Source organism: Microbacterium paraoxydans, assembly GCF_020524545.1.
Lineage (GTDB): Bacteria > Actinomycetota > Actinomycetes > Actinomycetales > Microbacteriaceae > Microbacterium > Microbacterium paraoxydans_C.
Genome location: NZ_JAIVLG010000003.1, coordinates 1 through 21,236 on the forward strand (window position 1 = coordinate 1; position 21,236 = coordinate 21,236).

At 67.0% G+C, this 21,236-nt stretch carries 19 protein-coding genes; 17 read left to right on the plus strand and 2 right to left on the minus strand.

Annotation, left to right across the window (positions count from 1 at the left end; translation table 11 throughout):
• The 12 genes from LC041_RS08080 to LC041_RS08135 all read left to right on the plus strand — a co-directional run.
• The coding region (locus LC041_RS08080; protein ID WP_374197660.1) for an LGFP repeat-containing protein at positions 1–288 on the plus strand (288 nt) is incomplete at its 5' end.
• A gap of 86 nt (positions 289–374) precedes the next feature.
• Positions 375–1,280 (plus strand): ABC transporter permease, encoded by a 906-nt coding sequence (locus LC041_RS08085; protein ID WP_226532605.1) that lies wholly within the window; start codon positions 375–377, stop codon positions 1,278–1,280.
• The gene (locus LC041_RS08090; protein ID WP_226532606.1) at positions 1,277–2,014 is read left to right on the plus strand and encodes an ABC transporter ATP-binding protein; all 738 of its coding nucleotides are present in this window, start codon (positions 1,277–1,279) and stop codon (positions 2,012–2,014) included. Before LC041_RS08085 ends, LC041_RS08090 begins: the two co-directional genes overlap by 4 nt.
• The gene (locus LC041_RS08095) at positions 2,011–3,945 is read left to right on the plus strand and encodes a DUF6541 family protein (protein ID WP_226532607.1); all 1,935 of its coding nucleotides are present in this window, start codon (positions 2,011–2,013) and stop codon (positions 3,943–3,945) included. The genes LC041_RS08090 and LC041_RS08095 overlap by 4 nt, the downstream gene beginning before the upstream one ends.
• Positions 3,946–3,977: 32 nt before the next feature.
• Positions 3,978–4,709 (plus strand): glycosyltransferase family 2 protein, encoded by a 732-nt coding sequence (locus LC041_RS08100; protein ID WP_226532608.1) that lies wholly within the window; start codon positions 3,978–3,980, stop codon positions 4,707–4,709.
• Entirely contained in the window at positions 4,706–5,110 is a 405-nt protein-coding gene (locus LC041_RS08105) for a DUF2304 domain-containing protein (protein ID WP_226532609.1), read from the plus strand. The genes LC041_RS08100 and LC041_RS08105 overlap by 4 nt, the downstream gene beginning before the upstream one ends.
• Positions 5,107–6,339, plus strand: a complete 1,233-nt coding sequence (locus LC041_RS08110; protein ID WP_226532610.1) for a glycosyltransferase family 4 protein — start codon at positions 5,107–5,109, stop codon at positions 6,337–6,339. The genes LC041_RS08105 and LC041_RS08110 overlap by 4 nt, the downstream gene beginning before the upstream one ends.
• Positions 6,336–6,947, plus strand: coding sequence for an acyltransferase (locus LC041_RS08115; RefSeq protein WP_226532611.1), 612 nt, complete (start codon positions 6,336–6,338; stop codon positions 6,945–6,947). The genes LC041_RS08110 and LC041_RS08115 overlap by 4 nt, the downstream gene beginning before the upstream one ends.
• Complete coding sequence (locus LC041_RS08120) at positions 6,944–8,041, plus strand: DegT/DnrJ/EryC1/StrS family aminotransferase (protein WP_226532612.1); 1,098 nt, start codon at positions 6,944–6,946, stop codon at positions 8,039–8,041. Before LC041_RS08115 ends, LC041_RS08120 begins: the two co-directional genes overlap by 4 nt.
• On the plus strand, positions 8,038–9,024 hold the full coding sequence (locus LC041_RS08125) for a Gfo/Idh/MocA family protein (RefSeq protein WP_226532790.1): 987 nt from the start codon (positions 8,038–8,040) through the stop codon (positions 9,022–9,024). The genes LC041_RS08120 and LC041_RS08125 overlap by 4 nt, the downstream gene beginning before the upstream one ends.
• A 45-nt stretch (positions 9,025–9,069) precedes the next feature.
• Positions 9,070–10,278 (plus strand): glycosyltransferase, encoded by a 1,209-nt coding sequence (locus LC041_RS08130; protein ID WP_226532613.1) that lies wholly within the window; start codon positions 9,070–9,072, stop codon positions 10,276–10,278.
• Positions 10,275–12,077, plus strand: coding sequence for an ABC transporter ATP-binding protein (locus tag LC041_RS08135; protein WP_226532614.1), 1,803 nt, complete (start codon positions 10,275–10,277; stop codon positions 12,075–12,077). The genes LC041_RS08130 and LC041_RS08135 overlap by 4 nt, the downstream gene beginning before the upstream one ends.
• Before the next feature lie 25 nt (positions 12,078–12,102).
• Here LC041_RS08135 and LC041_RS08140 read toward each other — a convergent pair whose 3' ends face one another.
• A complete protein-coding gene (locus LC041_RS08140; RefSeq protein WP_226532615.1) occupies positions 12,103–13,239 on the minus strand; it encodes a glycosyltransferase family 1 protein in 1,137 nt (378 codons plus the stop codon).
• Positions 13,240–13,321: 82 nt separating this feature from the next.
• Here LC041_RS08140 and LC041_RS17350 point away from each other — a divergent pair, with 82 nt between their 5' ends.
• Positions 13,322–14,431, plus strand: coding sequence for a glycosyltransferase family protein (locus LC041_RS17350; protein WP_226532616.1), 1,110 nt, complete (start codon positions 13,322–13,324; stop codon positions 14,429–14,431).
• Positions 14,432–14,462: 31 nt separating this feature from the next.
• On the opposite strand, the gene LC041_RS08150 is transcribed toward LC041_RS17350, so the two are convergent.
• A complete protein-coding gene (locus LC041_RS08150) occupies positions 14,463–15,566 on the minus strand; it encodes a glycosyltransferase family 4 protein (protein ID WP_226532617.1) in 1,104 nt (367 codons plus the stop codon).
• Between the two features lie 54 nt (positions 15,567–15,620).
• On the opposite strand from LC041_RS08150, the gene wecB reads away from it, so the two are divergent.
• Genes wecB through glf form a run of 4 tightly spaced genes read left to right on the plus strand, consistent with a single transcriptional unit; the run spans position 15,621 to position 21,232 of the window.
• Positions 15,621–16,703 carry a non-hydrolyzing UDP-N-acetylglucosamine 2-epimerase gene (wecB, locus tag LC041_RS08155; RefSeq protein ID WP_226532618.1) on the plus strand — a complete coding sequence of 361 codons (1,083 nt, stop codon included), beginning with the start codon at positions 15,621–15,623 and terminating at the stop codon, positions 16,701–16,703.
• Positions 16,700–18,790: an acyltransferase family protein gene (locus LC041_RS08160; protein WP_226532619.1), complete on the plus strand. Its 2,091-nt coding sequence runs from the start codon at positions 16,700–16,702 to the stop codon at positions 18,788–18,790. The genes wecB and LC041_RS08160 overlap by 4 nt, the downstream gene beginning before the upstream one ends.
• A gap of 10 nt (positions 18,791–18,800) precedes the next feature.
• On the plus strand, positions 18,801–20,096 hold the full coding sequence (locus tag LC041_RS08165) for a nucleotide sugar dehydrogenase (RefSeq protein WP_226532620.1): 1,296 nt from the start codon (positions 18,801–18,803) through the stop codon (positions 20,094–20,096).
• Positions 20,096–21,232 carry a UDP-galactopyranose mutase gene (gene glf, locus LC041_RS08170; protein ID WP_226532621.1) on the plus strand — a complete coding sequence of 379 codons (1,137 nt, stop codon included), beginning with the start codon at positions 20,096–20,098 and terminating at the stop codon, positions 21,230–21,232. The genes LC041_RS08165 and glf overlap by 1 nt, the downstream gene beginning before the upstream one ends.
• Positions 21,233–21,236: the final 4 nt, after the last annotated feature.

Consider the following 21,236-nt stretch of genomic DNA (forward strand, 5'->3'; position numbering starts at 1 on the left):
CAGGGTGCTGCGTGGGGGTGGCCGACGTCGGTCGTGGATTGCACGCTTGCCGGTGGTGGGTGCTCGATGTCGTTCCAGAAGGGTGTGGTCGGCTGGTCGTCGTCGACGGGTTCCGTGCTGGTGCCGACGGGGGCGATCTTGAACGAATGGAAGCGTCTGGGCGGGGTGGAGAGCGCCTGGGGCTACCCGAAGTCGTCAGCTGTCGTCTCCGGAAACCTCACGACGCAGCGGTTCCAGAACGGTGAGGTCTCGTACGACTCCACGACGGGAAAGATCACCGTGAAGTAGCGCGCCGACGGTGCCTCCCAGCGTCGGTGGCATAAGATACTCAAGCCTGCGGTGCGTCCTGTCACCGCGACCGAATGAGTGGGCCTGTGACTGATACCCGAGATCTTTTCGCCGCCGTCCCGCGTTCCGAGTTCGACGTCCCCGGCACCAGCCGCGGATTGATCGATGTGGTGCGCTGGCGCTATCTGCTGAACCTCCTCGTGAGGACCGGCGTCACCACGCGGTATCGCAACTCGGTGTTGGGCTGGACCTGGTCGTATGTGCGGCCGGCTGCACAGTTCCTCGTTTTCTGGGTGGTCCTCGGGCTGTTCATGAACCTTGATCGGGGTATCCCGAACTACGCGGTCTACTTGTTCTCGGGCATCGTGGTCATCAATCTGTTCTCGGAGGCCTTCAAGAACGCCACCACGTCGATCGTCGGCAACGCGCCTCTGGTTCGCAAGGTCTTCCTGCCTCGGCAGCTCTTCGCGGTGTCGGCCGTGATCGTCGCTTTCGTGCACTTCCTGCCGCAGGTCGGATTGCTCCTGGTCGTGTGCCTCCTGCTCGGGTGGATCACGAACATCTCCATCTTGTCGATCCTTGCTATCGCGGCGGGAATGGCGATCGTCATGGTGTTCGCGCTGGGATTGGGGCTCTTCTTCGGTGCGATCAACGTGCGCTTCCGGGACTCGGAGAACATCGTCGAGCTGCTCCTGCTCCTCGCCACGTGGGCGTCGCCCGTGCTCTACGCCTGGACGCAGGTGCAGGATGCCATCGTCGACAAGCTTGGATGGCCCGAGTGGATCGTCGAACTCTACCTACTGAACCCCATCACCCAAGGCGTCGAGCTGTTCCACTACGCCTTCTGGCGCCCTGTGACCAATGCCGCCTTCGACCTTCCGCCGGATCTTGCATGGAACACGCTGTGGACGTTCCTGATCGCGGTCGGCACACTGCTGGTCGGACAATTCGTCTTCCGACGTCTCGAGGGAAGGTTCGCGCAGGATCTATGAGCGCTCAGACTGCCATCAGGCCCAGCATCATCATCGACGGCGTGCGCAAGCGCTTCACGCTCAACCACGCGTTCTCCCTCAAGGACACGGTCGTGTCCTGGATCAAGCGGCGCACTCTCACGAGCGAATTCGAAGCGCTCAAGGGAGTCGACCTCGTCATCGGCGAGGGAGAATCCGTCGCAATCCTCGGACTCAACGGTTCAGGGAAGTCGACGCTCCTCAAGCTCATCTCGGGTGTCATGGAGCCCGATGACGGTCAAGTCCTGACTCGTGGCCGTGTCGCGGGCCTGATCGAAGTCGGAGCGGGATTCCACCCGGAGCTCTCCGGCCGCGAGAACGTCTTCCTCAATGCGGCGATCCTCGGCATGAAGCGGCACGAGATCGAGGCCCGCTATGACGAGATCGTCGCCTTCAGCGAGATCGAGCAGTTCATCGACCAGGAGGTGAAGCACTACTCGTCGGGGATGTTCATGCGCCTCGCCTTCTCCGTGGCGATCCACGTCGAGCTCGACGTCCTCCTGGTCGACGAGATCCTCTCCGTCGGCGACGCGCCCTTCCGTGAGAAGTGCCGCCTCAAGTTCGAGGAGCTGATCGCCGAGGGCAAGACGCTCGTCGTCGTCAGCCACGACATGGAGATGGTGCGCGAGTTGTGCACGCGAGGGATCGTGATCAACAAGGGCGAGGTCGTCTACGACGGTGAGGTCGAGGGCGCCATCGCGTTGGTGGACGCGTGATCCTCACGTGGGCGGCGCAGGCGCCGGTGGTGCTCGTCGTCGCCCTGGTGGTCTTCGTGCCCGGCGTCGTCGCGCTCGCGGTCGTCGGACTGCGCGGACTGGCGCTGCTCGCCGCGGCGCCGCTGTTCACTGTTGCAGCGACGTCGATCGTCGCCCTTGCATACGGAGCGATCGGTATCCCGTGGTCGGTGTCCGGCTGGGTGTGGGGGATGCTCGTCGTCGTCATCGCCGCGGGCGGGGTGGGCTGGGTACTCCGGGGGAGGTACCGCGAGCCGCGGACGGGCGGCTCCTGGGTGTTGCCGACGGCGCTGACCACAGGGATGGCCATCGGCATCTGGCGGCTGGTCGACTACATCGCCGACGCGGACGCGATCTCGCAGACCAACGACGCCGTCTTCCACATGAACGCGGTGCGTTTCATCCTGGAGAACGCGGATGCGTCGTCGCTCCACGTCAGCGGGATGATCGGCGGCAACGGCTTCTACCCCGCGGCCTGGCACGCCATCGTTTCCCTGATCGTCCTGCTCACCGGCACCAGCATCCCCATCGCCGCCAACTCTCTCACGATCGTCATCGGCGCGCTGATCTGGCCGATCGGTATCGCCTGGCTCACCCGGGTGCTCACCGCCTCGAATGCGGTGGCGGGGGTCGCGGCGATCCTCTCCGGTGCGCTGCAGACCTTTCCGCTGCTGATGTTCCAGTGGGGCGTGCTGTTCCCCAATGCGTTGTCCCTTGCGCTTCTGCCAGCGGCCATCGCCCTCGTCATTTCGCTGCCGTTGTGGCACGACGTCGCGCTGCGGTGGCGTCCGGTCGCCCGGAGCGTCGTGTTCGTGCTCGTCGCGCTCGCGGCGCTCGTGTTCTCGCAGCCGGCGGCACTGCTGCCCTGGGCCGCGCTCCTGGTGCTGTGGGCGACGGCGCAGCTGCTGACGGCGTCCGCACCGTCGCGGTACTGGCGATGGGGACTGATAGCGGCTGCGTGGGCGGCCCTCGCCGTCATGTGGGTGGGGCTGTCGCGCGGGACCAGCGGCTCCCACTGGCCGCCTTTCCGCGGCAAGCTCGAGGTGCTGCTCGACGTGGTGCTCAACGGGCAGCTCCGGATTCCGTTCGCCGTCGGCGTCAGTGTGTTCATGCTCGTGGGGCTCGTGGTGGCGTGGCGCGCCGCACGGATGCGTTGGTTCGTCTTCGCCTGGCTCCTGGTGTCGGGGCTGTACATCCTCGTCGCCGCGGTCGGGGCACCCCTGATCCGGGAGAACGTCCTCGGCGCCTGGTATGCAGACCCGTACCGCATCGCCGCGCTCGCGCCGCTCGTCGTCGTTCCCCTCGCGGCGCTCGGTCTGCACGCCCTCGTCCGCTTTGTCGTCGGACTCTTCCGTCGGCGCGCGGGCGCCACGGAAACGGAAGGACCGGTGGTCATCGCTTCGCTGCTCAGCGCAGTCGTGTTCATGCTCGTGCTCGTGCTGGTGAGATCGGTCGCGATGCCGTCGTTCACCGAAGGGACCTTCGATCGGGCGTCCCGGTACGTCGCCGAGTCCGACAGCTTCCTCTCGCCGGACGAGCGCACACTGCTCGAGTCCCTCGATGAGTATGTGGAACCCGGTGCACGCGTCCTCAGCAATCCCTCGACGGGCGCGGGATTCGGATACCTGTTCAGCGGCGTCGACGTCTTTCCGCGCACCTGGTCCACGCCGCGCTCCGAAGCATGGGCGGTGCTGGCAGCGAGCCTGCGCGACGCTTCGACGGACCCCGCCGTGTGCGAGGCGCTCGCGGCCTATTCCGACCCGGAGTACGTGCTCGACTTCGGAATCGGCGATGTGACGCCGGGTCGCTACGAGTCCGAGGGAATGACGGACTTCGCCGGGCAACCCGGATTCGAGAAGGTGGCAGAGGTCGGCGACGCCTCGCTCTGGCGAATCACAGCGTGCGCTCGGTGATGAAGGAGGAGGCGTCGGTAGGATTCGACGTGATGCTGCGCCCGGTAGACCCCCGCGTTCTCGTCGTCATCCCGGCGCTGAACGAAGAAGACTCCGTCGCAGAGGTTGTCGACGCGGTGAGAACCGCGGCTCCCTCTGCGCGGTGCCTCGTCGTCGACGACGGCTCCTCCGACGCGACGGCGCGGCGCGCTCGCGAGGCCGGGGCCGTCGTGCTCGCACTTCCCTACAACCTCGGAGTCGGCGGAGCGATGCGAGCGGGTTTCCGCTTCGCGCGCGACAACGGGTTCGACGTCGTGGTCCAGGTCGATGCCGACGGTCAGCACGACCCGGGGATGATCCCGACGCTGATCGACACCCTGTCCGGAGCCGACCTCGTGATCGGCGCCCGGTTCGCCGGTGTGGGCGAGTACGGCGTGCGAGGGCCGCGTCGATGGGCGATGCGAGTTCTGGCCCGGGTGATGAGCCGTGTCGCCGGCACGACGCTGACCGATGTGACGAGTGGTTTCAAAGCCGCAGGGCCCCGGGCGATCGCACTTTTCGCCGAGAACTTCCCCGCCGAGTATCTCGGTGACACGATCGAGGCTCTCGTGATCGGAGCGCGAGCCGGACTATCGATCCGGCAGGTTCCCGTCGCGATGCGGCAACGGCAAGGGGGCGAGCCCTCCCACCGCCCCTGGAAGGCCGCGGTCTACCTCTTCCGCGCATGCGCGGCCTTTCTCCTGGCGATGATGCGCCCACGAACTCCCGTGGAGGACCCGCGATGAACCCGGTGACCTACGCATTCGGCATCGTCGCGGCGATCCTGGCCCTCGTCGCGATCGTCGAGCTGATGCGTCGCGGCACGCTCCGTGAGCGCCACGCCGTGTGGTGGTTCGTCGGCGGCGTGCTGGCGCTGATCATCGCCGTCTTCCCGCAGACGCTCGCGTGGGGCGCCCAGGTATTGGGCATCGCCCTGCCGGTCAACCTCGTCTTCTTCGTCGCGATCGGGCTGCTGTTCCTCGTGAGCCTGCAGTACGGGGCGGAACTCACCAAGATCGAGCACAAGATGCGTGCGCTCGCTGAGAAGACGGCGTTCAACGAACAGCGCATCGAAGCCCTTGAAGCGCGTCTCGCCGGGCGTGACGCGGCCGAGGCCAGCGACGTCGACCCCGAGGGAGAGCGGTGAGTCGTCCCGCGCGCGCGCTGATCGCCTCCCGGCTGTTTCCGCCGGAGGTGAGCGCCGGGGCATTCCGCCTCGGTGCGCTCGCCCGAGCGTTGCGTGCTCGCGGCGAGGTCGTGGTGCTGACGACTCGTCCTCCGCGCCACGCCCCGTCGACGCCAGACGCACCCGGTGTAGACGTGCGGCGGTGGCCGGTGCTGCGAGATCGCGGCGGCAACGTGCGCGGCTACATCCAATACATGAGCTTCGACGCGCCGCTGATGCTGCGCCTGCTCTTCGCCAGATGCGACGTGGTCATCGCCGAGTCACCGCCGACCACGGGGATCGTCGCTGCGACCGTCGCGTGGCTGCGACGCCGGCCGTTGGTCTACTATGCGGCCGACGTCTGGACCGACGGCGTGATCTCGATGGGGGCGCCGAAGCCCGTCATCGCGATCATGCGTTCGATGGAACGCGCGGTGCTGCGTCGGGCGGCCGCGATCGTCTCCGTCTCCGACGAGGTGACAGAGCGTCTGCGTCTCCTCGATGCCGACCCTGCGCGCATCGCCACAGTGGGCAACGGCATCGACACCGGCGTCTTCACCCCGGAAGCCCCGCTCCCTGAGGTGGCAGGGCGGTACTTCGTCTACACCGGCACCATGTCGGAGTGGCAGCGTCCCGATGTGTTCGTGCGGGCCTTTGCGCAGATCGCTGAGGAAGCACCGGACGTCAGGATCCGGTTCTTCGGGCAGGGCGCCGTCGAGCACGAGCTGCGCGCTCTCGCGGACGAGGTCGTTCCCGGGCGCGTCGACTTCGGTGGGGTGGTGAGTCCCGCTCAGTCCGCATCGTGGATCCGTGGAGCGGTCGCCGCCTTGGTCAGCATCGTGCCCGGCATCGGGTACGACTTCGCTCGGCCGACCAAGACCTATGCAGCCGCTGCGGTAGGCACTCCCGTGCTCTTCGCCGGCCCCGAGACCGGATCGCGGCTCGTGAGCGATGCCCAACTCGGCGTCGCCGTCGACTTCGACGTCGACGCGGTCGCCGAAGCGATGCGGCTGCTTCTGATCGAAGCGGACGAAGGCCGCTCGGAGGGACTCCGGCCGCGACGAGCGATGTGGGCGCGGGAGCATGTGTCGCTCGACGCGGTGGCGGAGCGAGTGGCCGAGGTGGTCTCCCAGGTGAGATCGTCGCGGCCGACTAAGATCATGGGGGCGCGGAATGCGCCGACCGGACCGGAGGGAAGGCCAGTTTCGTGACGAATACCGGAAGCGTGCGGATCGTCGATTCCGCCGATGTGTCCGCTGACGCCGTCATCGGAGACGGCTCGTCCATCTGGCATCTCGCCCAGGTGCGCGAGCAGGCTCAGCTCGGCGAGAACTGCATCGTCGGTCGAGGCGCATACATCGGTACCGGAGTGGTCATGGGCGACAACTGCAAGGTGCAGAACTACGCGCTCGTGTACGAGCCGGCACGCCTCGGCGATGGTGTCTTCATCGGCCCCGCCGTCGTGCTCACCAACGACACCTACCCGCGCGCGATCAATGCGGACGGCACGATAAAGAGCGCGCACGACTGGGAGCCCGTCGGCGTGACTATCGAGCGGGGGGCCGCCATCGGCGCGAGGGCCACCTGCGTGGCACCGGTGACCATCGGAGCGTGGGCGACAGTCGCTGCCGGCGCCGTCGTCGTCAAGGACGTCCCCGCCTTCGCCCTCGTCGCCGGCGTCCCCGCGAAGCGCATCGGCTGGGTGGGGGAGTCGGGTGTGCCGTTGGTCGCCGGTGACGACGAGAGCACCTGGGTGTGTCCTTCCACCGGCGCGCGTTACCTCGAGACTGACGGAACACTGACCAAGGAGATCGTGTGAGCGAGTTCATTCCCCCGGCGAAGCCCATCATCGGCGACGAGGAGCGCGAGGCCGTCGACCGCGTGCTGCGCAGCGGCATGGTCGCGCAAGGGCCGGAGGTCGCTGCCTTCGAGCAGGAGTTCTCGGCGCATTTTGTGCCCGGTCGGCCGTCTGTCGCGGTGAACTCGGGCACGGCGGGTCTTCACCTCGGTCTCCTGGCTGCCGGGGTCGGTCCGGGTGACGAAGTGATCGTGCCGTCGTTCACGTTCGCCGCGACCGGCAACTCGGTAGCGCTGACGGGCGGAACGCCGGTGTTCGTCGACATCGAGCCGGAGACGTTCACTCTCGACCCTGCGGCGGTCGCGGCAGCCATCACCCCGAAGACCAGGGGAATCCTCCCTGTGCACCTGTACGGCCACCCCGCCCGGATGCGCGAGCTCGAGGCGCTGGCCGCGGAGCGCGGTGTCGCCCTGTACGAGGATGCGGCGCAGGCGCACGGTGCGTCGCTCGACGGGCGCCCCGTCGGCGCTTTCGGTGAGTTCGCGATGTTCAGCCTCTATCCGACGAAGAACATGACCAGCGGCGAGGGCGGGATGGTGACCACGGCGACCGACGAGCTCGCTCGCCAGGTGAAGCTCCTGCGCAACCAGGGCATGGAACGCCAGTACGAGAACGAGGTCATCGGCTTCAACGCACGCATGACCGACATCCACGCCGCGATCGGTCGCGTGCAGCTGACCAAGGTCGACGCCTGGACGAAGACGCGCCAGAGCAACGCGGCGTTCCTGGACGCGAACCTGCAGGGCGTCGTCGTCCCGCCGGTCGCCGACGGCGCGGTGCACGTGTATCACCAGTACACGATCCGGGTCCCGGAGGACCGGGATGGGTTCGTCGCTGCACTCAAGGGCGAGCACAACGTCGGTGCGGGTGTGTACTACCCCATCCCGAACCACCGTTTGCCCTCGCTGACGCACTTCGCACCCGGGGTCGACCTTCCCGAGACGGAGCGGGCCGCGCGCGAGGTCGCGTCGCTGCCGGTCCACCCCTCGCTGAGCGGCGACGACCTCGAGCGCATCGTCTCCGCGGTGAACGCCGTTGCGAAGGCGGGAGCCTGATGACCTTGCGAGCCGGACTCCTCGGCGTCGGGATGATGGGGCGCCACCACGCTCGTGTGCTCCGGGAGATCGATGGCGTCGACCTCGTCGCGATCGCGGACCCGGGCGGAGATCCGCACGGTGTGGCCGGTGACCTGCAGATCCTGCCCGACATCGATGCGCTGATCGCGGTCGGCATCGACATCGCGGTCGTCGCCGTGCCCACGCGCTTCCACGAGGACGCCGCACTGAAGCTGGCCGCGGCCGGGGTGCACACGCTGGTCGAGAAGCCGATCGCGCACAGCGTCGAGGCGGGGCAGCGCATGGTCGACGCCTTCGCTGCTGCCGGACTGGTCGGGGCCGTGGGGCACATCGAGCGCTTCAACCCCGCCGTTCAGGAACTTCGTCGCCGGATCGAGGCTGGGGAGCTCGGAGCCCTCTACCAGGTGGCCACACGTCGCCAAGGGCCGTTCCCGTCGCGTATCGCCGATGTGGGGGTCGCGAAGGACCTGGCCTCCCACGACGTCGACCTCACGGCCTGGGTCGTGCAGAGCGACTACGAGCGGGTGTTCGCACAGACGGCGTTCAAGAGCGGCCGCGAGCACGAGGACATGATCACGATCACCGGGCGGACAGCATCGGGCGTCATCGTGAACAACATCGTCAATTGGCTGAGTCCGATGAAGGAGCGCGTCACCGTGGTCACGGGGGAGAAGGGCGCTTTCGTCGCCGACACCTCGACCGGAGACCTGACGTTCTACGCCAACGGCACGATCCCTCTGGAGTGGGAATCCGTGTCGTCGTTCCGCGGGGTCTCGGAAGGGGACGTCACGCGCTACGCGTTCGCCAAGCGCGAGCCTCTGCGCGTCGAGCACGAGGCCTTCCGCGACGCCGTGCTCGGGAAGAAGACCGACGTCGTCACCATGGAGCAGGGGCTTCGGACGCTCGTCGTCGTCGAAGCAGCCCTCGAGTCGTCGCAGACCGGCGCAGCCATATCCCTGTGACGCATCCTGAGGCGCCGATCGTGCCCGCGCGAAAGTGAACCCGACGTGACCGACTCCAATTCCCCCGGCACCGCGCTCGTCCTCTCGTACTCGGCGATCGTGACGGATCCGCGTGTCCGACGGGAGATCGATTGGTTGACGAGCGCTGGCTGGACCGTCGACACGCTGGGCCTCGGCGAGCACCCGACGGATGCTGTCCGTGATCACTATGTCCTCGCCCCGCCCCTGTGGTGGACGCGCGGGCGGTGGGGAACGCTGGTCTCCCACGTCGGTCTGACCGGTCGGATCCGGTTCCGGAACCTTCTCACGCGGCGGGTGCCGATCGCACTGCGGCGACTGATCCGTTCAGGGCACTACGATCTGATCGTCTTCAACGAGTACGAGTTCGTGCCCTGGGTCGAGGATCCGAGAGATTTCACGCCGGAAGCATTGCAAGCGAACCTGCACCTCGATCTGCACGAGTACCGCAACCCGAACGTCCGTCGCCGCACTCTGGGCGGACGGCTCACCGGGGCACACTACCGCTGGGTGCGACGGCATCTCGGCTCGGAGAAGTTCTCCAGCCGGACGGTGGTGAACACGCCGATCGGAAAGCTCTATGCCGACGAGTTCGGTTTCCCGGTGCCGTCGGAGGTACGCAACGCGCCACCTTTCGTGCCTGGGCTCGAACCGGGACGGGTGGACCCGGACGAGATCCGTCTGCTCTTCCACGGCCTTCCGAGCTGGCGCCGCGGCTTCGAGGAGATTCTCGAAGCCCTTGACGGGTTGCCCTCCCGATTCACGATGACCTTCATGCTCATGCCGAGTCCCGCGGTCCACGAGCGACTGCGAAACGTGATCGCAGCGCACCCTGCTCGTGACCGGATCGCCATCGTTCCCCCTGCGCCGATGCGCGAGATCGCGGAGCACATCAACGGCTACGACCTCGAGATCATCTTCTACAAGCCCTACGAACCCAACCTGCAGTACGCGATGCCCAACAAGTTCTTCGAGGCCGCCCAAGGGGCGCTGGGAGTGGTCGTGGGGGAGACGCAGACGATGGCACCCCTCGTCCGCCAATACGGGCACGGCGTCGTCGTCCCCGAGTTCACCGCTGCGTCGTTGCGCGAGACGTTGGAGACACTGGAGCCGATGGGCATCTCCCAGATGAAGGCCAATGCTCGTATCGTCGCGGCCAAGATCAATGCCGAGTCCGAAGGCGCCGCATTCCTCGAGGCGATCCGGAGCGGGCACGACGAACGGGAAGCAGAGTGAAAGAGAACTGGCACCTCTATCGGGAGGTCCTCGGGGTGCTCCCTCGGAGCGCTTCGAAGTTCCTGCTGTTCTATGCGAGCACCATGGGCGTCCTGTCACTCATGGACGGGCTCGCGCTCGGTCTGCTCGCTGTCGTCATAGCGCCTCTCATCAGCTCGAGCCCGATCACAATCCCCCTGCTGGGAACGCTCGAGGGGCCCGAGCTCCTGATCCCGCTCGGGCTTGTCTGCGGGTTGATCGTGGTCAAGGGCATCCTTGCCCTCACGCTGCAGTGGTTCGCCACCCGCCGGTTCGCCCGATACGAGCTCGAGCTCGGCGTCCGTGTCTTCGACGGCTACATCCGCGCTCCATGGGTCGAGCGCCTGCGACGCAACTCCTCCGATCTCGTGCGCATCAGCGATTCGAGCGTGAGCACCACGATCTCAGGGCTGTTGCTTCCCGGCGCCTCGCTGGTCGGCGAACTCATGAGCTTCGTCTCCCTCATCCTCGTGCTCGCGATCGCACAGCCTCTGGTCGGCCTCGTGACGCTCGTGTACCTCGGTCTCATAGCCCTCGTCCTTCAGCTGCAGATATCTCGCCGCTCGAAGCAAGCTGGGCTCGTCGCGCTGCGGTACTCCCTGCGCTCGTCGAGGCTGATCACCGAGATGATCGGTGCGCTCAAGGAGGTGACTTTGCGGGGCACTGCCTCCGAAGTCGCCGAGGTCGTGCGGGAGAACAGGTCGCACGCGACGCGTGCTCGCGCGAACTCCCAGTTCCTCGCGCAGGTGCCCCGGCATGTCCTCGACGTGGCGCTGATCGGTGGGATCGTGCTGGTGGGCGTCGCCGGCTTCGTCACAGCGGGGAGTGTGCAGGGGGCGGTCGGGTCGATCGCGCTCTTCGGCCTCGCAGGGTTCCGTCTCGCTCCTGCCCTCGTGCGTTTCCAGAGTGTGCTCCAGCAGATCAATGTCTCCGCTCCGCACGCACGCGCCGTCCTGGAGGAGGTTCGGAACTCCAATCGCTACATGGAGCTCGCCGCCGCAGGTGACCGGCAGGAGCTCCCCGCGACGCCGAAGAGAATCGAACTCAGAAACGTCGGCTTCCGGTACTCACCCGATGCTGAGCAGGCGGTACGCGGTGTCACGCTGGACATCCCGTTCGGGTCACAGGTCGCTTTCGTCGGCGCATCCGGTGCAGGGAAGTCAACGATGATCGACCTGCTGCTCGGTCTCGTCGAACCCACATCGGGAACGATCGCGGTCGACGGCGTCCCGCTGAGCGCCGCCCTCAACGCATGGCGCGCGCAGATGGCGTACGTCCCGCAGGAGGTCTCGTTGTTCGATGCGACGATCGCGCAGAACGTCGCTCTCAGCTGGCGAAGCGACTTCGATCGAGATCGAGTCGTCGCCGCCCTCGACAGTGCGCAGCTGCTGACGCTGATCGAGGCGAGGGACGGCGGGGTAGACGGCAAGATCGGCGAGCGCGGACTCGCGCTATCGGGCGGGCAGCGACAGCGGCTGGGGATCGCCCGCGCACTCTACACCCGTCCTCAGGTACTCGTGATGGATGAAGCGACCAGCGCGCTCGACACGGCGACGGAGGCGGCGGTGACCACCGCCATCGACGAGCTCCGAGGAAGGGTGACCACGATCACTGTCGCTCATCGGCTGTCCACGATCCGGCACGCGGACGTGATCTTCTTCATGCGGGATGGTGTGGTTGCGGCGTCCGGAAGTTTCGACGAGGTTGTCGCCGCGGAGCCGGAGTTCGCGCTTCAAGCGGCGCTTGCCGGACTCGTCGGGGGCGATGACGCGGTCCTATAGCCGCGACGGCAGGATGTGACTCCCGTCAACCGCCGAGCTGGGCGATCGCGGTCGCCCAGACGGGCATCTGGCGCTCTGCGGACAGCTCATCGGATGCGGCATCGGCAGCAGCCTTCCACTCCTCGACCCGCTCGGGCGAGAGCGCGTCGAGGACAGAGACGATGTCCTCGACGGCGAAGCCCGCCGTGACGGCGCCCAGGCCGTGGTGTTCCACGAGCGACGCCATGCCTGGAGTGGGTCCGACGATCACTCCGAGTCGGGCTTGGACGAAGTCGAAGAACTTGTTCGGAAGCGCGAGGGCCTGATTCGTCACTGTCGGTGGGAGGAGGTGGATCCCGACGTCGTAGGTGTTGAGGATGTCCAGGAGCTCGGTGGACGGAACGGCCGGCTCCACGTGGATGCGCGGCCCGAGCTCCGCCGCGAGCTCACGGAGCTGCGCGAGATAGGAGGGCGAGCTGGAGGTCAGGTAGAGCGTGAGCTCCAGATCTGTCCGGGTGCGGGCGGCGGCCTGCATCATGAGCTCGATCTTGCGTCCGGGCATCGCACCGCCGGCGTGCACCAGGCGGATCGGGGCGTGCACGGCGGTCGGCGTGAGTGAACGGTGAGCCGGCGCGTTCGTCACGATCCCCAGTGACAGGTTGAACGGCGCGTATGCGGTGCGTACGCCATCACCGACGGTCGTCGCGGATGCCGCCCTCGTCGCGTAGGTTCGGATCAGCCAGTCGAAGTAGGGCCGACGCAACGCGACCCAGCGCGGGTTGTCGTCGTGGAGACCCGGATAGAACTCGTGAAGGTCGGCGTGCACACGGTCCGGTCCGGCGAGGGACAGCGCGAGCGGCACGGCTTCGATATCGTTGGCGATCACACGTCGGTACTCCCTGTTGCGCAGAGCCTTCCGTGCCGCGCGCACAGTGGGGTCGGTCCAATACAGCATGCGGTACAGGCGGAGGCGCAAGAGCGCGGACTCCGCGTAGAAGCGTGCCTTCCGACGCACGCCGGCCGTCGGAGGGAGGGGGAGCTCGACGTGCTCCGCGGCTTCGGGGAGGCCGGGGCCGTGCGCCGCCGTGATCGTGTGGTATTCCGGTCCGAAGAGAGAGACCTGGCGCCTGACACGAGCGTCTTGTTCCAAGCGGGAGAATGACACGATCAGGAGAGAGTCCATGAGGAAATCCTCCCATGGGCGGGCTCCCGGTGCGCCCGAGGCGAGCGGGAGGTGCGGCTGGCCGCCGACTAACATGGCAGATGTGCCAGCAGCCGACCGTCCGACCATGATCTTCCATGTTCCCTTCCCGTTGAATCCCGAGGCGACGAGCGCGAGCGGCATCCGTCCTGTGATGATGCGCCGGGCGTTCGAGGAAGCCGGATACGACGTCATCGAGATCTCCGGCCACCATCCGCAGCGTCGTGCGAAGATCCGCGAGGTGAAGCGACGTATCGCCGCCGGCTTGGCCGTCGACTTCGTCTACTCTGAGGCCGCGACGACGCCGACGGGTTTGGGTGAGCCGGTGACGTGGCAGACGAGTCTGACGCGCGACATCGCGTTCTTGCGCTTCTGCCGCAGGAACGGTGTCCCCGTGGGCCTCTTCTATCGCGACATCTATTGGCGCGACGAGGAGTATGCGCAGCGGGTCGGGCAGCCGTACACGACTCTGTTGCGATGGCGCTACCGGGCAGATCTGAAGGGCTACCGGACGGCCGTGGACCGCTTGTTCGTGCCGTCGATGCGGATGGCCGAAGTGATGCCGTTCACGGATCCCACCCGGTGCACCGCTCTGCCGCCGGGGTGCGTGATCGTCGAGACCAGCCCGGTGGACGATCCCGCGACGATGTTCTATGTGGGATCGGTCGGGCACTACTACCAGTTGCAGGAGGCCGTCCGGGCATTCGAGTCCGTCGAGGGCTCATCGTTCATCTTGTGCACCAATGCCGCGCAATGGGAGACCGAGAAGAGCAGTTACGAGCCGCTGTTCTCCTCGGGGGCGACGAAGGTCGTGCACGCTACCGGGAGTGACCTCGAGCCCTTCTATGATGTCTCGGCGCTGGGATGCCTCTTCATGGCGCCGATCGGCTACCGTGAGTTCGCCGCGCCCCTGAAGCTCTACGAATACCTCGGGCACGGGCGCCCGATCATTGCGACAGCGGGATCTCTCGCCGCTGATTTCGTGGAGCAGAACGGCATCGGTTGGGCTCTCCCATACGACGGCAAGGCTCTCGCGGACCTCGTCGAAGAACTCCGACGCGAGCCGCAGTCCTATCGCGAGGTCGCGGAGCGTGCGTCCTCGATCCGGCACGAGCACACCTGGGTGGCACGCGCTGCTCAGGTCGCGACGGAACTCACCGGACAGGAACGCTGACGGATCGCGGCACGCCGGCCCGACTTGTCGCTCAGCGTGACGAGTCGCCTCGGATCGAGACCGCCTCGCGGTATGCGTCGGTGTAGCCGCGCAAGACGGCTTCAGGGGAGTAGTCGTCTCGTATCGTCGCGGCGATGCTCTCCGGCGTCCGTGATCGCTTACTGGCCCAGAGATCGAGGATCGCGCGCGCGTAAGCGTCGGGGGTACGGTCGGTCACGAGCCGCCCGTTCTCCGGGGAGATGTAGTCGCGTTGGCCGCCGCGGGAACCGATCACCACGGGTCGCCCATGCGCGATGGCCTCGAGAGCTGCCAGGCACAACGTCTCCCCTCGGGTGGGGAGGATGAAGATGTCGGCCCGGTCGAGCTCTCGTGCCACGCCGTGCGCATCTTGTCTTCCCGTGAGCGTGAGTGCGGTCGAGTGGGCGGACTCGGATTCGAGAGCACTCCGCAGCGGACCGTCCCCGATCCATACGAGGCTCGCCTCCTGCCCCTGTTCCTTGAGCCGTTGGACCGTCGCGAGCGCGAGCAGGGGATCCTTGCCGTCCACGAGGTTGCCCACGGCGACGAGGCGGATGAGATGCGCATCGTCAGGGGGAGCGACGAGCGCGGTCACGGGGGACACCACTGAGGGCACGATGCGTATCGGTCCTGAGCGGAAGGTCCTGATCCGCTCGGACAGATGGCTGCTCACGGCTGTCACCACGTCGGGGCGGCGCAGGAACCCCCCGGTTGCGCGGAGGACCGCGCGGCCTCGCTGACTCAGCGAGTCCGGATCGCCGATGCCCGACCAGTGCTCGGAGTGCACCCAGGGCACGGTGACCTTGCGCGCCGCGAGTGGGAGCAGGGCTTGGAAGGCATGAGTGTGGAGCACATCGGCGTCCGCCATCGACGACCGCAGGCGCTTCCCGGCGGAGAGTGTGTCGCGGACGCTGCTGCGCGACCACGGAACGCGCTCGAGTGTGAACGGGTGGTCGGCCGAGATGTCCTCCCCGTCCGCGAGGAGCGTGGGGTCGACCAGGTGTATGACGTGTACGTCGTGGACCTCCGCGAGGAGCGCCGCGTCGCGGGCCACGAAAACCCCGGCGACCGGGTTCGCGAGGGTCGGGAACCAGGGGGTGACCATCAGGATGCGCACCCGAACCACGCTATCAACCGAACCACCAGGATGCTCGGCCTAGGATTGTGTTCTGTGAAGATCGTCAGCGTCGTGGGCGCCCGCCCCCAGTTCGTCAAGCTCGCTCCCATCCACAAGGCGGCGCTCGCCGCGGGAGTCGAGCACGTCATCGTGCATACCGGGCAGCACTACGACCCCATGCTCTCCGACGTGTTCTTCGAGGAGCTCGGCATCGGCGCCCCGGATGTGCACCTCGGCGTGGGCAGCGGTTCTCACGGTGTCCAAACCGGTGCGATGCTCGCTGCGCTCGACGCGGTGTTCGACGAGCACCGCCCGGACTGGGTCCTCGTGTACGGAGACACGAATTCCACGGTCGCCGCGGCGCTGAGCGCGGTGAAGATGCACATTCCGGTGGCTCACCTGGAGGCGGGACTGCGCAGCTTCAATCGGCGGATGCCCGAAGAACACAACCGCGTGATGACCGACCACGCCGCCGACCTGCTCCTGGCACCCACTCAGGTCGCCGTCGACCACCTCGCGAATGAGGGACTCGCCGACCGCACGGTGCTGGTCGGGGACGTCATGACCGATGTCCTGTTCGAGATCCGTGACGAGGTCGCAGGAACGCCCTCGATCCTGCTCGACGAGCTGGGACTCTCACCGCAGGGTTACTACGTTGCGACGATTCATCGCGCGGAGAACACTGACGATCCCGCGCGCCTCGCGGAGGTTGCCGGCGCCCTCGCCGGTCTGGACCGCCCGGTGATCCTGCTCGCGCACCCGCGCGTCGTCGCGAAGGCGGCCGCGCACGGCATCTCCCTCACCCAGGGATCTCTCGTCGCGCACGCACCCCTCGCCTACGCCGACCTCATCGCGGCCGCATTGTCGAGCGCCGGTGTCGTGACGGACTCGGGCGGACTTCAGAAGGAGGCCTTCCTCCTCGGCGTGCCGTGCACGACCGTGCGCACCGAGACCGAGTGGGTGGAGACCATCCATCTCGGCTGGAACGTACTCGCGAACACTGCAGAAGAGATCTCCGCGGGTGTCACCCGCCCGCGCCCCGATGACACATCCGAGGCGCCCTACGGTGACGGCCACGCGGCTGAGCGGGTCATCGCGGAGCTCGTGAAGGCCGGCGGCGGCACCGGTCGAGGGTGACCGACTCGCAGATCGCCCGCGCGGCCGGTGACCTGGCGCCCGCGCGGCGCAGGAGGGATTTTCGCACGGATGTCCAGGGGCTCCGCGCGGTCGCAGTCGGCCTGGTGCTGCTCTACCACGCGGGAGTCCCCTTCATCACCGGCGGATACGTCGGCGTCGATGTCTTCTTCGTGATCTCCGGGTTCCTGATCTCCAGTCATCTGATGGAGTCCTTGGAGCGCGACGGTCGCATCCGCTTCGCGGACTTCTACGCCCGACGCATCCGGCGGATCCTCCCGGCGTCGCTCGTGGTGGCGATTCTCACCGCGATCGCCGCCGTGATCTTCTACCCGCCCCTGGCGCTCGAGCGCATCCTCCGGGATGCGCTCGCAACAATCCTGTACGTGCCCAACGTCTGGTTCGCGATCCAGAACACGGACTATCTGGCCGACCATGCGGCCTCGCCCTATCAGCACTACTGGTCCCTCGGCGTCGAAGAACAGTTCTACCTGTTCTGGCCCTTGATCCTCCTGCTGCTCGTGGTGCTCGTCCGCCGACGACGGGTGCTCGTCATCGCGGGAATTGTCCTGCTCGCCGGGGCGAGCCTGGTCGCCGGAGTGCTCCTGACGCCGGTGGATCAGCCATCTGCGTTCTTCCTCCTGCCGACCCGGGCGTGGGAACTCCTCGTCGGTGGCCTGGTGGGTGCGATGCTTCTGCACGGCGCACCGCGCTTTCCCCGTTGGCTGGCAGCGGTCGGGGGATGGGGCGGCCTGGCGATGATCCTGAGCTCCGCCCTGCTCTACGACGAGAAGACGGTATTCCCTGGCACGGCCGCGATGCTGCCTGTGTTCGGCACTGCGCTCGTGATCCTGTTCGGGGCGCGGGCGACATCCGCAGGTCCGACCCGGTTGCTCTCGATCAGGCCGATGCAGTTCATCGGCTTGATCTCGTACTCGCTCTATCTCGTGCACTGGCCGCTGCTGATCGTGACGCAGGCAGCCGTGGGCGAGCAGAACCCCCTTCGTCTGAGCATCAAGGTCTTGGTCGGCATCGTGGTTGCGCTGCCGCTCGCATGGCTCCTGTTCCGATTCATCGAGACGCCGCTGCGCGCCCCGCGATTCCTCGCCGCGCGGCGTCCGAGGGCGACGCTGTGGGGGACTCTCGCGCTGACCGTCGTGCTCGTGGCGGGAACGTTGGGAGCGGTGCAGTGGGCTGCGACGCGAGAGGTCGGCACCGGAGGCGTCGTCGCGGTCGCGCCCGACTTCCCGGCATCCCCGCCGAATGCGACGCCCTTCGTCCCGCGCAACATGACTCCCTCCCTGGAGGCCGTCGCCGACGATGTCGCGCCCATGTACGGCGACGGTTGCCATTACGACGTGAAGCGCGAAGACGTGCAGGAGTGCCACTACGCCGATGTGGACGGTGACCGCGTGATCGCGGTGTTCGGCGATTCGCATTCGGCCCAGTGGTTCCCGGCCGTCGAGGGTTTCGCCGAGCGCAGGGGGAACATTCGCGTCGACGCCTACACGAAGTCGTCCTGTCCGGCGGTGGAGGTGACCGTCCTGGACAAGGACGTCCCGTATGCATCCTGTGATCGGTGGCGGGCGAGCGTCCTTGCCGCCCTGGTGGCCGATCCGCCGGATCTGGTCGTGTTCTCCAGCTACGCGGGGTATGCGCTCGACGGCGCCCCGTCGGAGGAAGCCCGCTCGCTCGCGTGGCAGCAGGGCGTCGAGCGCACGGTGGCGCGTCTTCGCGCGGCCGGGAGCGAGGTGCTGGTGATCGCGGATACACCGCGGTTCACGGCTGCGCCGGCGACATGCGTGTCGGCGAACGTCCTGGACGTCTCCGCGTGCGAGGGCGAGCGCGCGAGCGTGCTGGACGCCACCCGCACGGCGCAGGAGCGTGACGCGGCGGAGGCCGCGGGGGCCGCGTACGCCGACCTCACGGACTTCCTCTGCGATGCCGACACCTGCCCGGTGATCGTCGACGACATTTTCGTGTATCGCGACATCAACCACATGACTTCGACGTTCGTCTCCTATCTCGAGCCCGCACTCGAGCCGACTCTCGCCTCGTTGCTCGGCATCGACGCAGGAACGGACCCGTAGACTGGACCCCATGCGTATCGCCGTCGTGGCCCTCGGAAAGATCGGGCTCCCTCTCGCCGTCCAGTTCGCCTCTTCAGGTCATGACGTGATCGGTGTCGATGTCAATCAGAAGGCGGTCGACACGATCAACGCCGCGCGGGAGCCCTTCCCCGGGGAGGCTGAGCTGCAAGCGCGACTCTCCGAGCTCATCCCGTCTGGTCGCCTGCGCGCGACGACGAACTATGCCGAGGCGATCCCCGGCGCGGATGCCGTGGTCCTCGTCGCCCCTGTCTTCGTGGACGACGAGACCTGGGAACCCGACTTCAAGTACATGGACGCGGCGACCCGCTCGCTCGCAGAGCACCTGACGCCGGGCACACTGGTCTCCTACGAGACCACGCTCCCGGTCGGAACCACGCGGAACCGCTGGAAGCCGATGCTCGAAGAAGGGTCTGGACTCGTCGAGGGCGAGGACTTCTTCCTCGCCTACTCGCCCGAGCGCGTACTCACCGGCCGGGTGTTCGCAGACCTCCGCAAGTACCCCAAGCTCATCGGTGCGCTCTCCGACGAGGGCAACCGTCGCGCACGCGAGTTCTACGAGGCGGTGCTGCAGTTCGACGAGCGCCCCGATCTTCCGCGCCCGAACGGGGTCTGGGATCTCGGCACGACCGAGGCCTCCGAGATGGCCAAGCTCGCCGAGACGACCTACCGCGATGTGAACATCGGTCTCGCGAATCAATTCGGGCTGTTCGCCGCCTCGCACGGCATCGATGTGTACAAGGTCATCGAAGCCTGCAACTCGCAGCCGTACAGCCACATCCACCGTCCGGGTATCGCCGTCGGAGGACACTGCATCCCGGTGTACCCGCGTCTGTACCTGTCGACCGATCCTGATGCCGACATCGTCCGTGTGGCACGACAGCTGAACGCCTCCATGCCGGAACGTCTCGTCACGCAGGCCGAAGGCATCCTGGGCGACCTGAGCGGTCAGCGTGCGGTCGTGCTCGGCGCGGCCTATCGCGGTGGCGTCAAGGAGACGGCGTTCTCGGGCGTCTTCCCGACGGTCAAGGCGCTCAAGGATCGCGGCGCCGAGGTCGTCGTGCACGATCCGCTGTACACCGACGAGGAGCTCCGCGGGCTCGGCTTCGAGCCCTACGCGATCGGCGGCGAGGTGGACCTCGCGATCCTGCAGACCGACCACGCCGACTACCGGGAGCTGGGTCCCGAGCAGCTCCCCGGTGTGAAGCTGCTCGTCGACGGACGCGCCGCGACCGATGCGGCCGTGTGGGCGGGGACGCCCCGCATCGTCGTCGGAACGGCAGCCTGATGGATCTTCTCGTCGTCGGGTCGGGTTTCTTCGGCCTCACCATCGCCGAGCGCGCCGCGGAAGCCGGCCGCAAGGTGACCGTCATCGACCGCCGTCACCACATCGGAGGGAACGCCTACAGCGAGGCGGAGCCCGAGACCGGCATCGAGGTCCACCGGTACGGCGCACATCTGTTCCACACCTCGAACGCGACGGTATGGGAGTACGTCAACCGCTTCACGAGCTTCACGAATTACGTGCACCGCGTCTACACGACGCACAAGGGCACGGTCTTCCCGATGCCGGTCAACCTCGGCACCATCAACCAGTTCTTCCAGTCGGCCTATACGCCCGACGAGGCGCGTGCGATCGTGAAGGAGCAGGCAGGGGAGTTCGACGTCAAGACGGCTTCGAACTTCGAGGAGAAGGGCATCGCCCTCGTGGGGCGCCCGTTGTTCGAGGCGTTCTTCCGCGACTACACCGCGAAGCAGTGGCAGACCGACCCGCAGAAGCTCTCGGGCGACATCATCAGCCGCCTCCCGGTGCGCTACACGTACGACAACCGCTACTTCAACGACACGTGGGAGGGGCTTCCGACGGACGGCTACACCGCCTGGCTGGAGCGCATGGCGGATCACCCCAACATCGAGGTGAAGCTGAACGTCGACTACTTCGACGACGCCCAGCCGCTCAGCAAGAAGGCGACCGTCGGGCAGGTCCCCGTCGTCTACACCGGCCCGGTCGACCGGTACTTCGACTACGCCGAGGGAGCGCTCAGCTGGCGCACGCTCGATTTCGAGCAGGAGGTGCTCAACGTGGGCGACTTCCAGGGCACGAGCGTCATGAACTACCCCGACATGGACGTGCCGTACACGCGCATCCACGAGTTCAAGCACTTCCACCCGGAGCGCAAGGACGTGTACGACGCGGACAAGACGGTCATCATGCGGGAGTTCTCGCGGTTCGCCGAGCGCGAGGATGAGCCGTACTACCCCGTCAACACCCCGAGCGACCGCGAGGGACTGCTGGCCTATCGCGAGCTTGCGAAGGGGGAGGACGGCGTGCACTTCGGCGGGCGCCTCGGCACGTACCAGTACCTCGACATGCACATGGCCATCGGCTCGGCGCTGTCGCTCTGGAACAACACTCTCTCCTAGACTC

What these genes read in the sequence shown, in the direction of transcription:
- LC041_RS08105 (WP_226532609.1), top strand. Translation starts at nt 4,706, where the DNA reads ATGAACCCGGTGACCTACGCATTCGGCATCGTCGCGGCGATCCTGGCC.
- LC041_RS08090 (WP_226532606.1), top strand. Translation starts at nt 1,277, where the DNA reads ATGAGCGCTCAGACTGCCATCAGGCCCAGCATCATCATCGACGGCGTG.
- LC041_RS08140 (WP_226532615.1), bottom strand. Translation starts at nt 13,239, where the DNA reads ATGGACTCTCTCCTGATCGTGTCATTCTCCCGCTTGGAACAAGACGCT.
- LC041_RS08100 (WP_226532608.1), top strand. Translation starts at nt 3,978, where the DNA reads ATGCTGCGCCCGGTAGACCCCCGCGTTCTCGTCGTCATCCCGGCGCTG.
- glf (WP_226532621.1), top strand. Translation starts at nt 20,096, where the DNA reads ATGGATCTTCTCGTCGTCGGGTCGGGTTTCTTCGGCCTCACCATCGCC.
- LC041_RS08165 (WP_226532620.1), top strand. Translation starts at nt 18,801, where the DNA reads ATGCGTATCGCCGTCGTGGCCCTCGGAAAGATCGGGCTCCCTCTCGCC.